Origin of the sequence: Gluconobacter sp. P1C6_b, from assembly GCF_018811945.1 — a bacterium.
Lineage (GTDB): Bacteria > Pseudomonadota > Alphaproteobacteria > Acetobacterales > Acetobacteraceae > Gluconobacter.
In genome coordinates this window covers 47,338-64,316 of the sequence record NZ_JACRVU010000009.1, presented here as the reverse complement: position 1 = coordinate 64,316, position 16,979 = coordinate 47,338, and the positions used below count along the sequence as shown (strand labels likewise).

Genomic DNA, 16,979 nt, shown 5'->3' with positions numbered 1-16,979 from the left:
CAACGGGGCAGACATATATTGCCACGCTGATGGAAAGACTGTTCCGATGTCCGACACCACGCCCCAGCCCGTTGCCGCTCCCCTGACCCGGGCTGCGATTTTCCTGGTTCTGAACATCAATCCCGGCACGGATGCGGAAAAGACCGTCCGCAGCCTGTGCGCGGACCTCTCGGGCCTGCGTCGTACGGTGGGTTTCCGGGACCTGAACGGGCAGTTATCCTGCGTTCTGGGCTTTGGCTCTGCCGCCTGGGACCGCCTCTTTCCCGGCCCGCGTCCTAAGGAACTGCATCCGTTTCAGGAAATCAAAGGCGTTCATCACGCCATCTCCACACCGGGCGACATGCTCTTTCACATCCGCGCCACGCGCATGGACATGTGTTTCGAGATGGCTAAGCTGGTCATGGACCGCCTGCGCAGCGTGTGCACGGTCGTCGATGAAGTTCACGGCTTCAAATATTTCGATGACCGGGATCTGATCGGCTTCGTGGACGGCACGGAAAACCCCGAAAATGCCGCAGCGTGCGAGGCTGCCATCATCGGTGACGAAGACGCGGCTTTCAAAGGCGGCAGCTACGTCATTACCCAGAAATACTTCCATGATCTCGCGGCCTGGAACACCCTGCCGATCGAGATGCAGGAAAAGATCATCGGCCGCAAAAAACTTTCCAATGTTGAACTCGATGACGCGACCAAGCCCGCTTACGCCCATAACGCGCTGAATGTCGTGACGCGCAACGGCAAACAGGTCGATATCCTGCGGGACAACATGCCGTTCGGCGAAGCCGGCAAGGGCGAATTCGGGACCTATTTCATCGGCTATGCACGCTCCCCGTCCGTAACCGAGGAAATGCTGCACAACATGTTCATCGGCAAGCCGGAAGGAAATTACGATCGCCTGCTGGATTACAGCCGCCCCGTCACGGGCTCGCTGTTCTTTGTCCCGTCAGCCGATTATCTGGATAACGTCGACGCCTGATTGCGCAGGCAGGTCTGAAGGTCCGTCGCACCCCGCAAAGGCGTGCGCGGATGCTCATAGCGCCCGTCCACGAAAATCCCCGTCATGGTGGCGTAAGACTGCGCGGCTTCGGAGCAGAAGCCGTGACTGCGATAGAACTCCGGCCATTCGGGACGCGAGATTTCGTCCACGGCGACATCCCGCTCCAGCACGGCATTGAGAGCTGTGGCAACGTCTTCTGGCGTATAGGTCTCGGGACCTTCGATACTGTAAATGCCCGTCTCTTCTACGGATGAAACCAGAAGACGGGCCGCCAGTTCGCCCACATCCTGCGGCGCGACCATCGGGGCTTTGAAATCCTTTGGAAGCAGGCTGGAAAATACTCCTGACTGCCGCGCAGTGGACAGGGTGCCGTACCAGTTGCTCATGAAATATGCCGCCCGCACGATACAGAGCGGCACTCCCGTTTCCCGTGCCCCCTGCTCGAAGGCGTACAGGCTCCCGAGGTCCCCGCAATGCGGGTTGTCCTGCGCACCATAGGTCGACTGCACGACAATCTTTTCCAGGGATGCTCCCCGAACGGCCTCAAGAATGGACTGGACCGTGCGGCGTTCTTCCCGATCCACATCCAGCGACGGTCTGGCGGGCGGGTTCAGCAGAAATGCGCGCCGGGCTTCGGAAAAAGCCGTTGTCAGAGCAGGCGTGTCATGGACATCAAGCACGGCCACGCTGGCCCCGCGGGCCGACCATTCAGCAGCCTGTCCGGACGATGCAGAACGACCGTAACCGCCCGCCCCTGCTCCAGCAGGCGTCTGGCGACCGTGCCACCCACATGCCCTGAAGCCCCAAGAACGATATCCATGTCTTTTCTCCCTGCGCGATGTCTAGGGGAAAAGCGGATCAGTGTTCCAGATAGAACTCGATGGGAACCGTCAGGGACAGCGGATCGCCCTGCACGCTATCGGGCGGAATAGGCAGTGGTTCGGCCCGGTGGATCAGCGCCAGCGTCTCCGCATCCAGCAGGTCATGCCCCGCGCTGCGTTTGAGGCTGGCGCTCAGGACATGGCCTTTGCGGTCCATGACGAAATGCAGGAGGGACGTCCCTTCCTGATGCGTGGACTGGGCTTCCTGCGGATAGCGCTTGAACCGTTCCAGACGCGCCAGAAGCTCGCCCTGCCAGGTGACGGGATCATGCGACGCATGGCTGGACGTGGTGGCCGAAGCGGCGCTCGGGCTGGTCGTGGGCGGCGCTTCCACACTCCGCGGGGCCGTGGTCTTTTCCGCAGGAGGTGCTTTTACCGGAACGGGCGGCAGCGGCTTGTGCACACTCGGCTTATGCGGCCTGACCTTCTCCACCTTTGGTACCGGGACCGGCGGGTTGGGAGCGGGGCTTGGCGGGGCTTCAACCTTGGGCGGATCTTCCGGCTGCGGCTCTGCGGCCGCGACCGCCTGCTGCGGACCGGGATCGACATCCTGCTGCGGGGCCGGAACCGGCGCGGGGACAGGCGCAAGATCGATGCTGATCGCAGCCGGAGGCGGTTCCGCCGCCGGAATGGGCTGGGGATGCGCGGACATCACTGCCCAGAACAGGACCACCCCCGTAAGTGCGACCACACCAAGGGCTGACCCGCCCCAGAGCCGTGCACTCCGGCGATCTTCCACACGACAGGTTGCGGCATACCACTCCCGAAACCTTGGCAGCGTCGCTTGCGCGGAGATCAGCCCGTCCGACATCAGGGCGTTGTTCCCGTCGTCTGGCCTTGTGTCGTCTGGCCCTGAAGCGTCACGAGCGCCACCTTGAGATAGCCTGCACTTCGCAGATGATCCATGACGTCCATGAGCGTGCCATAATCCACGGTCTTGTCGGCGCGCAGGAAGATGCGTTCGTCGCGGTTGCCCTTGGTCGCGGCCGCGAGCGCTTCCGTCAACTGCGCGGCAGGCACGTCGTTTTCGCCGAGGGCCAGATTGTGATCCGCCTTGACGGTCAGGAAAACGGGCTCGTCCGGCCGGGGCGCCGTCTGCTGCGTGGAAGACGGAAGATCGACGGGGACATTGACGGTCGTCAGCGGGGCCGTGACCATGAAGATCACGAGCAGCACCAGCATGACGTCGATGAACGGCGTGACGTTGATTTCGTGCGCTTCGAGCACGGTTTCGTCCGCGTGACGGATCCGGATGGCCATGGAAACTTACTCTGCCGCAGCCAGCGTATCGCGGCCGAAGCGGAGCACCTTGCCACCATTGATCCCACGCGCCAGATCCCGCGAAACGAGGCGCATCACGAGCGACGTCAGATCCGCGACACAGGCGCGGCAGGCGGCCGTCTGACGGGCGAGATGGTTGTAGATCACCACGGCAGGAATGGCGGCGACGAGGCCGAGTGCCGTGGCAAGGAGCGCTTCGGCAATGCCCGGTGCCACAACCGCAAGGCTGGTGGCATGGGCGGCCGCAATACCCGTGAAGGACGACATGATGCCCCAGACCGTGCCGAACAGGCCGACAAACGGAGACGTCGCGCCGATGGTCGCCAGAACGCCCGTCCCCCGCATCAGACGGCGGCCTTCGGCGGCTTCCAGCCTCTCAAGATGCAGGACGATGCGTTCCTTGATGCCCTCGCGGTCGCCCGGAATGTCCTGCGAGCGCTGACGCTCGACTTCGGCAGCCATGACCATGGCATGGGCGATGCCGGAGCCCGATCCCGTGCGCGTCCATTCCTCGCCGATATCCAGCGTCTCGGCATCTTCGAGCGTGATTTCGGACTTCTTCAGACGAGAGCGAAGGCGCTGGAGTTCGATGGATTTGGCAATGAAGATCGTCCAGGTCACGAGCGAAGCCATCGCAAGGATTGTCATGACGCCCCGCACGACCGGGCCGGCGTCGAGAAACATCTGCCAGGGGGAAAAGCTAAGGGACATCACGGCACCTGTAGGAACGGCGGAAATACTGAAACGACGATAATGAGAGTCATTCTCACTATCAAGGATGATTCGCACCCTCCTGCATGTCGTTTCGTGTCCGGGGCCCGGATTTCAGGCCGATATGAAAAAGCCCCGGTCTGCCCGGGGCTTTTGTATCTCAGTCCTGATGCTGTTCAGGGTGCTGGTGATGGCCTCCATGGCCCGATCCGTCTCCCGGACCACCATGCTCATGCGGGCGCTGAAGGGCTGCGACCACCGTATCATTGACGGGATGTCCGGACGCCTTTGCAATATCGTCAAGCGTCTGATCCGCCGAACTGACCGTATAGCCCTGCGCCTGAAGCCGGTGCATGAGAGCGTCCGCATCCATATGAACCAGCGGCGCCAGCAGCGTGAGCGGCGCGTGTTCCAGAACAGGAAGCGCCATGAATGCCGTCTGCCGGTTGCCCGCATGTCCGCTGGGCGCCTGGAAGAAGAACGGGATACAGGCCGCAAACGCGATGATCAGCGGCACATACAGCGTCTTGCGTCGCGCGTAGTTGACCAGCGACGTCCAGTTCTTCACCAGATGAAGGATGAAGGGGGCGAGAAGCACCATGCTCAGCCACTCATGGACGGGATGAAACGCCGTTGGCCCCCAGTGGAAGAACAGCGCCACGCCCGTTACGCCGGAGACAACGAAGAACCCGGTCGTCAGTGGGGTTCCGTATCGGTTCATGAATGTCTTGAACATGTTGCTTTCTTGTGCCGGCACAGCGCCGGACGCAGGTTGAGGTGAGAAAAACAGGGATTTAAGCGGGGAGATACCGGCTGACTTCAAGCCCTGTCCCCACGGACAGCGGCACGCTCAGCATGTCCGGGATCGCGCGGACGGCTTGCTGGTACTTCCGCGCGTCTTCACCGCCGGGAATGCGCATATTGTCCGCAACGATGATGGCGCCCGGAGCAAGCTTCGGCAGGACGGCCTCGAGGCAGGGCACATAGAGGTCCTTCCACAGATCCATCAGGACGAAGTCGATGCCGTCGTCCATCCGGCCGATCAGGTCCAGCGCATCGCCGTGGCGGAAATCGACGTAATCCGCCAGCCCGGCCCGCTCGGCCATGTCGCGGGCAAAGGCGATCTTCTGCGGCTCCAGCTCCATCGTCACGAGCCGTCCGCCCGAAGTCCGCGCCGCCTCCGCCAGCCAGATTGTGGAATAGCCGTAGGACGTTCCCAGTTCGAGAATGGTTGGCTTTTCCAGCACCCGCGCGAGAATGCTGATGAGTTGTCCGGTCCGGCGACCCACAGCCAGAAACCGTTCGGAATTGGGACGATGGATCCCGGCATTGCGCTCTTCACGCTCGGCCTGAAGCCGCTCGTGATAAAGCTCCAGAACCTGTGCGACACGATCATCCATGCAACGCGATCCTTCCCTGAGACCAATATCCTGTCATGGTTTCAAGCGCTGTCACCTCACCATTCTGTATGAAAAGCGCACGGTCTGTAATGCGATGTTTCAGTTCAGGCGGCATGGGAGCCCCCTCTCGCCGCCTGGGCCTCCAGCAGCGCCAGACAGCGGGTCATGAGGGCCTGGAACACCCGCTCCCGGGCATGGGGGCGGATCAGGGCCAGCACGGCGTCGGGCACGCCGACGATCGCGCAATCCAGCGCCTTTTCAAGCCCCTGTGCCGCCTCGGACCAGGCGCCCCGCTCCAGCGCAAGACGCGCCAGATTGAGCCAGGCCCAGCAGTCTCCGCCCTCGGCCGCGGCCTGATAGAACTGATGGGCCGTGTCCGGATCAGGCTCCCCCGGGGGGGCGGAACCGTCCTCGTGCATGATCCCCAGCATGTTCAGGGCCTTGGCGTTTCCGGTCCGGGCGGCATCCACATAGAGCCGGTAAGCCCGCTGCGTATTCTTCGGCACCCCGTCCCCGGCCAGGAACAGATCGGCCAGATTGAACATGGCCCAGCCGTCTCCGCCCTCGGTCGCGGTTTCAAAGCATCGCGCCGCCATGGCCGGATTGCGCTTCACGCCCCAGCCGCGCTCATAGGCACGGCCGAGCATGTTCAGCGCCACGGGATGTCCACTGCGTGCGGCGACCCCGAAACAGGAAAAGGCGTCTTCCCGACGCCCTGCATCCAGATGGGTCTGCGCCAGAATCAGCTGTGCCTTCACCTGCTGCGGAACAGGCAAAGGCGCAGGCCGGGCGGTCCCGTTATCCTGATGCGCTCCTGACACTGATGACATCGCGTTCCTTTCTGGTCCGGTCTTTCACGCAGGGTGAAAGACCGGGGGTTTTACAGGACAGGGGAATGGTCCGGATCAGAAACCGATGCCGAAATTGCCCATGAAGGTCCGGCCGGACTGTGGCACGGCACGGCCCGTACTGAAGGCCGAGGCATAGTTCAGGTGATCGGACAGGTTGTTGGCGTTGAACTGCACATGATACCGGCCGTACTGGTAGGAAATCATGGTGTTCAGCGAGAAGTTGTACGGCATGCGGGCCGTGTTCGCCTCGTTCGCCCAGTAGCCGGAGCTGTACTGCGCGCCACCACCGACACTCAGCTTGCCCTGACCCGGCTTGAGCAGCACCGGCGACAGATCATAGGACGTCCAGACCGAGAAGTTGTTGTGCGGGAGCTGCGGGGCCTGCTTGCCGTCCGTCGTGGTGGAATTCGTTACCTTGCCGCCCATGTAGGAATACGCGGCATAGATTTCCCATTCCTTCGTGATCTTGCCCGTCAGGCTCAGTTCCGCACCGCGGATCTCACGCCCGGTTCCCGCATCCTGGAAGCCGGTGATGATATTGCCGCTCTCGTCATAGGTGTACGAGTTGTTCTGCTCGATCTGATACAGCGCCGCCGTCATGCCCAGATGCTTGTTGAGGAAGTCCATCTTGGTGCCGACTTCGAACAGGTCGCTGCGCTGAGGCTTGAGGTTCTTTCCGTTGACCGGGACGTCTCCAACGCTCGCCTGATTGGTGATTTCAGACGACACATCCGTTCCGACCGGCTTGTAGGAGCGGGAGAACGTGAAATAGACGGTCTTGTTGTCGTCCAGATCATACATCAGGCTCGCGGACGGGCTGAACTTGCTGGACGACTGGGACTGCGTGCCCGAGGAAGCGGCCGCCGCACTCCAGTATGTGCTCTCGAAGCTGTCCCAGCGGAACGTTCCGAACAGGGACAGACGCTTCGTGATGTGAATCTTGTCTGCCAGGAAGAGACCCAGATCGCGGAAATCCGCCGTCCGGTGCCCGCTGGAGGGCCAGGTGATATAGGTGCCCGGCGAGGAATAGGACGGGTTGCGGATCGTCTGGTCGTTCACACGGTTCACATACGTGCCCATGATCCGGTCGTCCTTGGTGTAGTTGATGTCCACACCTGCACTGACGTCGTGACGCAGGAAACCCGTGTTGAACTTCGCCCGCGCCATCATGACGTTCTGGATGCCCCATCCATCCTGCTGATAGGCCACACCACCGCCAGCACCGTAAGGCAGCGTCGGGTTGCCGCCTGACAGGAACGACGTGACACAGGTCCCGGTGCAGGCATTGGGGGTCGTTGCGGAATAGTCACGATGGTAGTGCGTAAAACGCGTATCATTGTTGAACGTCAGCCAGCGCGCGATTTCCGACGAGAACTTCGACGTCACCATGTGGATGTTCGAATTGTCCATGTTGAAGCTGCGCGCATAGCTCGTATCGCGGTTCAGACCATGGCTCGTGATCGGGGAATAAATGCCGCCGATCTGGATCATCGGAACACCGTAATCCGGCGTGCCACGGCTGCCGAGCCACTGGTAATTCAGGTGATAGGTCGTTTTCGTCCCCAGACCGAAACCAAGATCGGCTGCGACACCGTAACGGTCCGTGCGGATATTATCGCGGTCAGCCACGTCCTGCTTGTTGTACATGCCGTTCACGCGCAGGGCGGTATGCTTGCCAAGCTGGTAGTTCACATCCGCCGTGCCGCGATACTGCATGCCGCTGGCGAAGGTCTGGTCCAGATCGTAATGGTTACCCAGATGCGCCTTCTTGAGCGTCTGGTTGATCACGCCACCCACATTACCCGCGCCGAAATACTCGCCGCTCGGCCCCTTGATGACTTCGACGCTCTCGGTATTGAACGTATCCCGCACATAGGTTCCGAAGTCCCGCAGGCCATCCTCATAGATGTCGCCACGCGCCTGCTGGCCGCGGATGCGGAACTGGTCGCCATTGAGGCCGCCATTGCCCTCGCCCGTGGACATGGTGATGCCCGGAACATTGGCGAGCGCCTGATCCAGCGTGAACAGGCGCTGCTGGATGATCAGCTCTTTCGGCACGACGCTGATGGTCTGCGGCGTGTCACGGACCGTGCCCGGCATGCGCCCGATATCGAGGGACGTGTTGTTCGTATTGCTGCTGTCAGCGTCCACCTGCCCGTGAACGCGCACGGCGGACAGGTTGATCGTGCTGTCGGTCGCGGTCGTGCCAGTATCCGTTCCGTCCTGTGCCTCGGCATCCCCGGCTTCTGCGACACCCAGTCCTGCGCCGAGCGCCAGCATGACGAGGGCTGACCATTTCTGGCCCGAACCGTCGCGGGATGACCTGAAAGATGCGCCCGATGGCGACGGGATCGAAAAATCGTTTTCTGAAGGCATGCGGCACCTGAACTCTGGAAACTTCACAGATCTTCGGACGGTTTCCGCCTGATCCGGAGGGGACCACGCGTCAGGCAAAACCGCCGCGACGTTCTGACTGGGGTCTGTTTCCCGCATCCCAGATGTTAATGCAAATGATTCTCATTAGCAATATTGTGTAATAATGACACTGTTGCTTCGAGGCCACAGGTGGCCGCTTAAACCTTGATGACAGGCATGGTCACGACGTTCCCCGCAGTGATACTGACAGGGCAGCCGGAGCATCAGAACGGAGCGTGGTCAGCATGTTTGATCGTGTGGGGTTTATCGCGCGCGTCCTTGCGGGCGCTCTTGTTATCATGGCCTTCGGGACGGCGCATGCAGCCGCTCTCACAGGGAGCGGCTCGAGCTTCGCCGCGCCCCTTTACCGTGCCTGGGGCGCTGAACTCCACCGTCAGACCGGCCTTTCCCTGACATACCGCAGCGTCGGTTCGGGCGAGGGACAAAAGCTCGTCATGGCGGGAAAGGTGGATTTCGGTGCATCGGACCTCCCGCTTTCGGGGGACGTTCTGGATAAACGGGGGCTTTACCAGTTCCCGACGGCGATCGGCGCGATCGTGGTGGTCATCAATGTTCCTGGCGTCGCGTCCAATCAGATGAAGCTGGACGGACCAACACTTGCCGCCCTGTTTGACGGCAGGATCACGTCATGGGCCGATCCGCGCATCCGTGCGCTCAATCCCGGCCTGCGCCTGCCGGATCTGGATGTGCTGCCGATCCATCGCGAGGAAGCCTCGGGCACCAGTCAGGTCTTCAGCGACTATCTTCATGCCGTCGCCCCCGACTGGAAAGCCGGGATGTGGGGTGATGGCTCGGAAGCGCGGGGCAATGACGGGGTGGCGGCCAGCGTGCGGCAGTCCATCGGCGGGATCGGCTTTGTGGAATACGCCTTCGCGCGTCGGGACCGGCTGAATACCGTACGGCTGAAAAACCATGCCGGGCAGTTTGTCGCCCCCGGCAAAGCGGCTTTCACAGGCGCGGCCAGCAGCGCGGACTGGCTCCATGCGGACCATTACGCCGTACATTTTCTGGATGCCCCGGCCCCGCAGGCCTGGCCGATCATGAGCGCGACTTTCGTTCTGGTTCCCGCCCATCCGGCGGACAGGACAGCGACTGCGGCAGTGAAAACATTGTTCCGGTATGGACTGAAACAGGGCGATGATATCGCACGGGATCTGGATTACGTGCCGTTGCCCGGACCCGTAAAAGACAGGGTCCTGTCCAGTTGGCCGTGAACGCCTGATCCTGAGCGGACGTCATAATAACTTCACTTCCCATCTCCCTCCCCTTGCTGTGAATGGTCGGGACATTCCAGCACCTTGGGGAAAGGGGACCCCTCTTGTCAGACCGCGTTCCGGATCGTTGGCATCTGGCCGGTCTGTGTATTGTTCTGGGTTTACTGATCGGAACCGGACACGCGGCCACAGCGCCGCTGGTGACAGACGTTCTGCCCTCCGGTGTGCCTCTGCCCTCCCCCGCCCCCGGTTTTGTCCTGCCCCCTGAAGACACCGGCACCGAGCTTCTGGGCGACGCGGGTGGGGCGCGGTCCTGGCTGGCCCGCAAGGGGATCCGGTTCAATCTTCAGGATGTCGAGGAAATCTGGGGCCTGACCTCGGGCGGACAGCATCCCGGCCCGACCTATGACGGCATGACGGCCGCAACACTCCTGCTGGAGACGCGGCGGGCTTTCGGCTGGCATGACGGGCTGCTCAATATCAGCGCCATTCAGGTGCGCGGACGTTCGCTTGCAGGAGAACGCCTTGGCTCCCTGAACCCGGTCAGTGGTTATGATGCGGGCCGCACGACGCGCCTGTTCGAACTCTGGTACGGGCAGGGATTTTTCGGAAACCGGCTGGATATCCGCGTCGGCACGATCGATCTGGATACCGAATTCCTCGTCAGCCAGAACGCGTCCCTGTTCCTGAATGCCAGTTTCGGCTGGCCGCTCTCGACATCCAGCAATCTCTATTCGGGCGGCCCGTCATGGCCGTTTTCCGCCGTCGGCACACGGATTAAATGGTCGCCCGCCTATCCGCTCGTGCTCATGCTGGCCATCACCGACGACAACCCGACCAAAGGACCGTTCTACAGCGACATCAGCCCGACCCGTATCGATCCGTCGGGCACAACCTTTTCCACCAGTGGCGGCACACTGTTCATGGGGGAGGCACAGCTCTGGGTGGATGCCGCACAAAGCCTTTCGGGAAAGGACGCGCCAGCCCTTCCCGGAACATGGAAAATCGGTGGCCTGTACGATACCGGGCGCTTCCCGGACCCGCGCTACGACAGCCATAGCGGCCTGCTCGGCAGTCCCGACAGCACGGGGAAACCGCTGTATCATTCCGGAACCTGGCTGGGATATGTCGTGCTGGATCAGGCCCTGTGGCGTACGGTGAGCGAGCCCGTCAAAGCCATCAACACCTTCGTCCGCGCCACCCTCGCCAGCGGGACACGCAACCGCTTCACGACGGAAGTGGAGGCCGGTCTGACCTTTCAGGGCTTCGTACCGTCCCGTCCCAATGACGTGATCGGGATCGGCTGGGGCACCGGGTTTTACAGTCATCGCGCAAAGGAAAACGCGCGGGACGTCATCCGCCTGTCGGACAGTTCGGGCAGGCTTCTGGTTCCGGAACATCATATCGAACTGACATGGCAGCTCCCTGTGCGCGACTACATCACCCTTCAGCCGGACTTCCAGTATTTCTGGAACCTTGGCGGACAGGAGCCGGAAAAAGGGGCGGTTTCCGCATCCCGCGGCGCCGTTCTGGGACTGAACATGACCACCACGTTCTGAAAACCTGCATTGTGATTTCAATTAACTTTCAAACTTCAGTCCCACTGCGCCCGGTAAGGTTCCGTTCACGGCCCGTGATGCCGATGACAAAGGAACCAATCCATGACGCAGGACAACGATTTCGTGGGCCTTTCGCCAGACGAACAGGCCCGGGAGCGCATGCGCTACGAAATCATCGATGACCTGGATGAGGAATTCGAACTCTCCCTGGAAGAAAACGAAGGGAAAGGCCTCGATCCTGCGGAGCGTGCCTTCCGTCGCACCTATTTCCGCGAGCTGATCCGCCTTCAGGGCGAGCTCATCAGGCTTCAGGACTGGGTCAAGGCCACGGGCGAGCGCATTGTCGTCGTGTTCGAGGGCCGTGACGCTGCCGGCAAAGGAGGCGCCATCAAGCGCATCACCCAGCGCCTGAACCCGCGCATCTGCCGCGTCGCCGCCCTGCCCGCCCCGAATGACCGCGAGCGCACGCAGTGGTATTTCCAGCGCTACGTGGCCCATCTTCCGGCCGCGGGTGAAATCGTCCTGTTCGACCGAAGCTGGTACAACCGCGCCGGCGTCGAGCGCGTCATGGGTTTCTGCACGGAGGAGGAATACGAAGAGTTCTTCCGCTCCGTTCCGGAATTCGAACGCATGCTGGTCCGCAGCGGCATCCGGGTCATCAAGTTCTGGTTCTCGATCACCGACGAAGAACAGGAATCACGCTTCCGCGCCCGCATCCAGGACCCGCTGAAGCAGTGGAAGCTCAGCCCGATGGACCTTGAAAGCCGCCGCCGCTGGGAAAACTATACCCTGGCCAAGGAAGTCATGCTGGAACGCTCCAGCATCCCTGAAGCCCCGTGGTGGGTCGTCCCGGCAGTCGACAAGAAACGTGCGCGCCTGAACTGCATCGCACATCTGCTGTCCCTCGTGCCCTACGAACCCGTCAGCCGCCCCGAAGTCGTCCTGCCCGAGCGCGTGTTCCATCCGGATTACGAGCGCGAACCCACGCCCGAAACGATGCTCGTACCCGAACGCTACTGAAAACCGCTCATCCTCTCTCCGTTCGGCTGGACGGGAAGAGGAGACACATCGCATCTGGCGAAGCGCACAGGTTCAGAAATCCACCCGCAGTCGGCCGCCCACCATGCGCGGCGTTCCCGGAATGCCGAAAATGCCGTTCAGCCCCGTCTGGCGCGTCACGTCATAGCGGCGGTCCAGGATGTTGTTGACATAGGTCCCGAGAGACCATTTTCCACTTTTCGGCGCGAAGGTCAGGCCGACGTCCATCAGGAAATACGCCGGCATCCGATACAGGTTGTTCCCCGGAACATCGACCTGCGAGCCGCGATAGCTGTAGTCGAGATACGGCGTGAGCGACCACTGTGCCCCAAGCTTCGCCTTATAGGATGCCGAGCCTTCCAGCGTGAGCTTCGGAATCCCCATATCAACCCCGGCATAGCTGCGATACAGCGCCATCAGCTTTCCGGTCCTGATATAGGTCGCCGCCACGGCCGTGGTATCGATCGCGCTGTAATCTTCATAGTTTCCGCGTTCGTACCCGAAATGCTGATGCAGCAGCAGCCCCGGAATGGGATTGGCGTCGATCTCCATTTCCACACCCCAGATCCGGCTTTTGGGAATATTCACGTACTGTCCGACCACACCATAATTCGGCACGACCGCCAGACCGGCCACCTGCTGGCCATGGTAGTCGTACCAGAACGCATCGCCATTGAGGCGGATTTTGTGGTTCCAGTAATCAGACTTGAAACCGACCTCATAGGCCAGGAGGGATTCCGGTTTGGTCGGATTGAGCTGCGAGGCCACAACCGTATTGTTCGCCGTAAAGCCGCCCGGCTTGAAGCCCTTGCGAATGGAGCCATAGAACATCAGGTTATCAAACGCCTGATACTCGATCCCGCCCATCCCCGAAAACTGGTTCGTCAGCGCCCCACGACGCCCGTAATGGTTGTCGAACGGTGTGGGATAGACAGCCGTATTATAGCGCATTGTCTGCATGTTATAGAGATCGCGGTCATCGGATTCATGCGTGATCCCCGCCAGAAGATGCAGCCGCTTCGTGACCGTCAGGCGCAGATGGCCGTACTGGCTGAACGCCTGCTGATCCTGATTGTAGCTCGTCCGCTGGATATAGGGCCGCGACCCCGACCCGGTGTAATCGTTGAAAATGACCGAATGCATCTGTGTGCGGTCATAATACATGCCCACATTCCATTGCAGCCGGTCATGCGGATTGCGCGACGCCAGCCTCACTTCCTGCGAGAACAGGTTCGCATCCGTATTGACGTCATCGTCATAAATCGCATAGCGCGTGCCATCCAGATCCATCAGATTATGCACATACATCTGCTGGAACGCGCTGATGGTGCTCAGATCGGCAAAACCGAGATTGCGCGTGAAATTGACGCCCGCCCCCCAGAACGTGTTGTTGTAGGATGGCTTCGTCCCTGCGGAATTGCCCGTGATCTTCAGGAAATCCGGCGTAAAGCCCCAGCCCGTGTTGCGGTTATTCTGATAGGTCGGCGTATTGCGCGCCAGATCCTGAATGTTATAGGCGCCCATCGCCTGGGAATTATCCTGCATCCAGTTGCCGCTGAAAACGATATTCGTCCTGTCATCCGGCTGCCAGGCCAGCTTGGCCCGCAAGCCGCCCTTGTTGGCATTCCCCAGCGACTGCCCGGTATTGATGTTCTTCTGAAATCCCCCGCCCTGCTGCGTAAAACCCGCAATACGGTACTGCACGTTCGACGACAGCGGCCCCGACACATACAGGTTCGTAATGCTCCGGTCATAGGTCGCAATGTCTTCCGATGCGCCATAATGGAATGCCTTCGTCGGATCGGCCGTCTTGATATTGATCTCACCGGCTGTCACCGTCTGACCATGCGTAAAGCCCGATGGGCCGGTACTCACATCAACCCCGGCCATGTCGAACATTGCCGCACCCGCCATATAACCGATCGGCAGCGCCACACCGTCCACATAGGTCATGACCGACGGCGTATTGTTCGCCGTAAAATCGTTCATGCCCACACCGCGCAGCGTGAAGTTCACCGCCGAACTCGAACCCTGCGGCTGCACCGTCAGATTGGGCGCAAGGTTCATCAGCCCCTTCACATCCGTCACCTGATGCCGCGCCAGTTCGGTTGAATCGATATGCGTGACCGACATGCCCTGATGCTGCATCGCCAGCTGCCCGAACGCATTTTTCCTGCGGTACACCTGGATCGATTCCGGATCCGAAGACGGCGCGACGTGCTTCACCCGCACCATCGACGGCCTGGCAGCAGGGTGACCTTTCGTTCCATGCACAGTCTTGCCCGACGTCGTTGCCGCGACAGCCGGCAGCGTCAGAACCAGCGCACTCGTACACAGGAGAATATTGTTAATTCGGAACATTTCAGGTCTCCCCGGGACAACTCCGGTTTCAGAAGATGTGGCAGTCATGCGGAAAGCATGGAAAACTCAGTACGCGTCCCCGAGAAACAGGAGCCGGTCGTGAAATCCGGAGAACGGAAGACGCTCCAGTCGATCTGCAATGAACATAGGTTTCTATTCCGGAACGAAAGACAGCAGAGAAATGCAATTTCTTCCGGCAGTTCTTCCGCCCCCGGCCTTTCACGGCAGGAGGCGCAGGCCGGAAGGGCTTTACCCGACGATCAGGTCTTCTTTTCTGTCGGGATATTGCGTGAGGATCTCGTAGCCCGTCTCCGTCACCAGAACCGTGTCGGAATGGCGATACCCGCCCTTCCCTTTGATGTAGATCCCCGGCTCGATGCTGAAGATCATGCCCGGCTGGATGACGTTGTCCTCGCCCAGCGCCAGGAACGGCGCTTCATGGCTCGTGACGCCAAAGCTGTGCCCCGTCCGGTGCAGCGGCGTCTCATAGCCGGCCGCATGCGCGATCGCCTGACAGGCGGCATCGATTTCCGAACCGATCGCCCCGGGTTTGAGCATGTCATAGGCCCTGTAACGCATCTCCATCATCGTATCGAAAGGCCGCTTTGCTTCTTCAGGGATCGTCTGAAGGAAGAAGGTGCGTTCAATTTCCGCCCCATAGCCGTTGATCTTGCCAGCCACGAGCCCGAGGAACGGGCCGCCCGGCTCACAGGTCGCCATCAGGCACGAGAAATTATGCGGATCATCCGTATAGGCCGGCGGCTGGATCAGCCCGGCCGCATGGCTCGACATGACGTTGTACTGCGGAGATTCCGTCAGACAGCGCTGATAGAAATACGGCGTCACGTCACCGATGGCATGCGCCACCATCCCACCGGGCTGCACCTTGTCCAGCATCATCGCCAGCGCCTTCGTCATCACATCGCTCGTCCAGGCGATCCGCGAAATCTCATGCGCCGACTTGATCTCACGGACCTCGTCAATGATGTTCAGCACCTTCACCGGATTGGGGATCTGCGCCTGCAGATACGCCGGACAGGCCCCCTCGATCCCGACCACCCCCTGCTTCGGCAGCGCCTCGGCAAACCGGTCGGACCAGCGTGATCCCACAACGGCCGGGAACTCCGCATAGCTCAGAAGCTTCAGCTCCCCGACTTTGTGCCGCAGCACATGCGGCACTTCGAGCACCGGCACGACAAAGAACGTCTCGGTCATCGTCAGCACGAGCACAAACGGCCGTTCATGCACGAAATTCGCAAAATTCGTCAGGTAATAGACATTGTTCGGATCAAAGGAGACATAGGCCGAAAGCCCGGCCTTCTCCATTTTCTCACGAACCTTCCCATGACGTTCGGCGATCTCGGGTGCGGAAACCTGTGCGGCAGTCAGAGGCGGCATTGTCATGTTTGACCTTATCTGTCCGGAACAAGCGCCTTTTCCCTTACGGGGCAGCCCGTTCGTGAATCCAATATAAAAGCAATACAACCTACTTGTTTTATGAGCGTCAAGAAAATTATTCTAAAAATGCAATGACCTTCGAGCCGCCGCAGCCTCTGCTCCCGAACCATGCTGCTCCAGACTTAAGGGGCTGCAATCCTGAGAAATTCCGCCCTGGAGAAGCGACGCCACACTTCAAAGGACCGCGCCAGATCCTCCAGCGGCACACCACGCGCACGCTCGACCGCCAACCCGCGCAAAAGCGCCGAATTGAGCAGCCGCAACTCGACGAAATGCGGGTCCGGCGGGGCCATGCGCCGCCCTGAAAGCCAGCGGATCATGAACTGATCGATCCGCTCCAGCACCGGTGCCGTCACCGCCTCCAGATCCGGATCGCTCCGCCGCGCCAGCTCGATTTCCACTGTGGCCAGAAATTCCGGCCCATCCGTCACCAGCCGCCACATCGTGTCCAGCATGGCATCCACGCGCTCTTCCGGACTGCCTTTCATGCTCAGCGCCCGCCGGTACAGCCGTGCGCGCTTGACCGCATAATGCCGCAGCACCATCGCCATGACCTGCGCCTTGGTCGGAAACTGATGCTGCATCGCCCCCAGACTGACGCCCGCCGTTTTGGCGATGCGCTGGACGGTCGTTGCGGCATAGCCCTGCGTCTGCAGCAGCATGACGGTTGCCTGAATGACCTTGCCGCGCGTCTCCGCACTGCGATCGGCCTGTGTCCGGCGACGGACGACCACAGGAGCGGGAGGAGATGAAACAGTCATAGGCCTGAGGAAAATTCCCTGACGAAAAACA

16 protein-coding genes are annotated in these 16,979 nt (G+C 60.9%); 4 read left to right on the top strand and 12 right to left on the bottom strand.

Going from position 1 to position 16,979, the window contains the following annotated elements; all coding sequences use genetic code 11:
- Nucleotides 1–46: 46 nt before the first annotated feature.
- The gene (locus tag KP701_RS08370) at nt 47–976 is read left to right on the top strand and encodes a Dyp-type peroxidase (protein ID WP_215746774.1); all 930 of its coding nucleotides are present in this window, start codon (nt 47–49) and stop codon (nt 974–976) included.
- On the opposite strand, the gene KP701_RS08365 is transcribed toward KP701_RS08370, so the two are convergent.
- The 9 genes from KP701_RS08365 to KP701_RS08330 form a co-directional block, all read right to left on the bottom strand.
- Nucleotides 952–1,683, bottom strand: coding sequence for an NmrA family NAD(P)-binding protein (locus KP701_RS08365; protein ID WP_371818926.1), 732 nt, complete (start codon nt 1,681–1,683; stop codon nt 952–954). The two genes, KP701_RS08370 and KP701_RS08365, sit on opposite strands and share 25 nt — an antisense overlap.
- On the bottom strand, nt 1,647–1,817 hold the full coding sequence (locus KP701_RS16260; RefSeq protein WP_252345495.1) for a hypothetical protein: 171 nt from the start codon (nt 1,815–1,817) through the stop codon (nt 1,647–1,649). Before KP701_RS16260 ends, KP701_RS08365 begins: the two co-directional genes overlap by 37 nt.
- Before the next feature lie 38 nt (nt 1,818–1,855).
- Nucleotides 1,856–2,689 (bottom strand): energy transducer TonB, encoded by an 834-nt coding sequence (locus tag KP701_RS08360; RefSeq protein ID WP_215746773.1) that lies wholly within the window; start codon nt 2,687–2,689, stop codon nt 1,856–1,858.
- Nucleotides 2,689–3,138: a TonB system transport protein ExbD gene (gene exbD / locus KP701_RS08355; protein WP_011252109.1), complete on the bottom strand. Its 450-nt coding sequence runs from the start codon at nt 3,136–3,138 to the stop codon at nt 2,689–2,691. Before exbD ends, KP701_RS08360 begins: the two co-directional genes overlap by 1 nt.
- 6 nt (nt 3,139–3,144) lie before the next feature.
- Nucleotides 3,145–3,870: a tonB-system energizer ExbB gene (gene exbB / locus KP701_RS08350; protein WP_211560364.1), complete on the bottom strand. Its 726-nt coding sequence runs from the start codon at nt 3,868–3,870 to the stop codon at nt 3,145–3,147.
- A 160-nt stretch (nt 3,871–4,030) separates the two neighbouring features.
- The gene (locus KP701_RS08345) at nt 4,031–4,606 is read right to left on the bottom strand and encodes a hypothetical protein (RefSeq protein ID WP_215746772.1); all 576 of its coding nucleotides are present in this window, start codon (nt 4,604–4,606) and stop codon (nt 4,031–4,033) included.
- Between the two features lie 58 nt (nt 4,607–4,664).
- On the bottom strand, nt 4,665–5,270 hold the full coding sequence (locus KP701_RS08340) for an O-methyltransferase (protein WP_215746771.1): 606 nt from the start codon (nt 5,268–5,270) through the stop codon (nt 4,665–4,667).
- A gap of 104 nt (nt 5,271–5,374) precedes the next feature.
- Nucleotides 5,375–6,100 (bottom strand): tetratricopeptide repeat protein, encoded by a 726-nt coding sequence (locus KP701_RS08335; protein WP_215746770.1) that lies wholly within the window; start codon nt 6,098–6,100, stop codon nt 5,375–5,377.
- Between the two features lie 75 nt (nt 6,101–6,175).
- Nucleotides 6,176–8,497 (bottom strand): TonB-dependent siderophore receptor, encoded by a 2,322-nt coding sequence (locus KP701_RS08330; protein WP_215746769.1) that lies wholly within the window; start codon nt 8,495–8,497, stop codon nt 6,176–6,178.
- A gap of 284 nt (nt 8,498–8,781) precedes the next feature.
- On the opposite strand from KP701_RS08330, the gene pstS reads away from it, so the two are divergent.
- The 3 genes from pstS to ppk2 all read left to right on the top strand — a co-directional run bounded on the left by pstS (nt 8,782) and on the right by ppk2 (nt 12,350).
- Nucleotides 8,782–9,771 (top strand): phosphate ABC transporter substrate-binding protein PstS, encoded by a 990-nt coding sequence (gene pstS, locus KP701_RS08325; protein WP_215746768.1) that lies wholly within the window; start codon nt 8,782–8,784, stop codon nt 9,769–9,771.
- A gap of 104 nt (nt 9,772–9,875) precedes the next feature.
- Nucleotides 9,876–11,330: a carbohydrate porin gene (locus KP701_RS08320; RefSeq protein ID WP_215746767.1), complete on the top strand. Its 1,455-nt coding sequence runs from the start codon at nt 9,876–9,878 to the stop codon at nt 11,328–11,330.
- 102 nt (nt 11,331–11,432) lie between these two features.
- On the top strand, nt 11,433–12,350 hold the full coding sequence (gene ppk2, locus KP701_RS08315) for a polyphosphate kinase 2 (RefSeq protein WP_215746766.1): 918 nt from the start codon (nt 11,433–11,435) through the stop codon (nt 12,348–12,350).
- A gap of 72 nt (nt 12,351–12,422) precedes the next feature.
- On the opposite strand, the gene KP701_RS08310 is transcribed toward ppk2, so the two are convergent.
- The 3 genes from KP701_RS08310 to KP701_RS08300 all read right to left on the bottom strand — a co-directional run bounded on the left by KP701_RS08310 (nt 12,423) and on the right by KP701_RS08300 (nt 16,948).
- Nucleotides 12,423–14,729 (bottom strand): TonB-dependent receptor, encoded by a 2,307-nt coding sequence (locus KP701_RS08310; RefSeq protein ID WP_215746765.1) that lies wholly within the window; start codon nt 14,727–14,729, stop codon nt 12,423–12,425.
- 249 nt (nt 14,730–14,978) lie between these two features.
- Nucleotides 14,979–16,133 carry a Xaa-Pro peptidase family protein gene (locus KP701_RS08305; protein WP_215746764.1) on the bottom strand — a complete coding sequence of 385 codons (1,155 nt, stop codon included), beginning with the start codon at nt 16,131–16,133 and terminating at the stop codon, nt 14,979–14,981.
- Between the two features lie 176 nt (nt 16,134–16,309).
- Nucleotides 16,310–16,948, bottom strand: coding sequence for a TetR/AcrR family transcriptional regulator (locus tag KP701_RS08300; protein ID WP_215746763.1), 639 nt, complete (start codon nt 16,946–16,948; stop codon nt 16,310–16,312).
- Nucleotides 16,949–16,979 lie beyond the last annotated feature (31 nt).

Excerpts from the sequence above, each read along its gene's own strand:
- KP701_RS08310 (WP_215746765.1), bottom strand. The coding sequence starts at position 14,729 with ATGTTCCGAATTAACAATATTCTCCTGTGTACGAGTGCGCTGGTTCTG.
- KP701_RS16260 (WP_252345495.1), bottom strand. The coding sequence starts at position 1,817 with ATGGATATCGTTCTTGGGGCTTCAGGGCATGTGGGTGGCACGGTCGCC.
- exbB (WP_211560364.1), bottom strand. The coding sequence starts at position 3,870 with ATGTCCCTTAGCTTTTCCCCCTGGCAGATGTTTCTCGACGCCGGCCCG.
- ppk2 (WP_215746766.1), top strand. The coding sequence starts at position 11,433 with ATGACGCAGGACAACGATTTCGTGGGCCTTTCGCCAGACGAACAGGCC.
- KP701_RS08345 (WP_215746772.1), bottom strand. The coding sequence starts at position 4,606 with ATGTTCAAGACATTCATGAACCGATACGGAACCCCACTGACGACCGGG.
- KP701_RS08305 (WP_215746764.1), bottom strand. The coding sequence starts at position 16,133 with ATGACAATGCCGCCTCTGACTGCCGCACAGGTTTCCGCACCCGAGATC.
- KP701_RS08370 (WP_215746774.1), top strand. The coding sequence starts at position 47 with ATGTCCGACACCACGCCCCAGCCCGTTGCCGCTCCCCTGACCCGGGCT.
- exbD (WP_011252109.1), bottom strand. The coding sequence starts at position 3,138 with ATGGCCATCCGGATCCGTCACGCGGACGAAACCGTGCTCGAAGCGCAC.
- KP701_RS08300 (WP_215746763.1), bottom strand. The coding sequence starts at position 16,948 with ATGACTGTTTCATCTCCTCCCGCTCCTGTGGTCGTCCGTCGCCGGACA.
- pstS (WP_215746768.1), top strand. The coding sequence starts at position 8,782 with ATGTTTGATCGTGTGGGGTTTATCGCGCGCGTCCTTGCGGGCGCTCTT.
- KP701_RS08340 (WP_215746771.1), bottom strand. The coding sequence starts at position 5,270 with ATGGATGATCGTGTCGCACAGGTTCTGGAGCTTTATCACGAGCGGCTT.
- KP701_RS08335 (WP_215746770.1), bottom strand. The coding sequence starts at position 6,100 with ATGTCATCAGTGTCAGGAGCGCATCAGGATAACGGGACCGCCCGGCCT.
- KP701_RS08330 (WP_215746769.1), bottom strand. The coding sequence starts at position 8,497 with ATGCCTTCAGAAAACGATTTTTCGATCCCGTCGCCATCGGGCGCATCT.
- KP701_RS08360 (WP_215746773.1), bottom strand. The coding sequence starts at position 2,689 with ATGTCGGACGGGCTGATCTCCGCGCAAGCGACGCTGCCAAGGTTTCGG.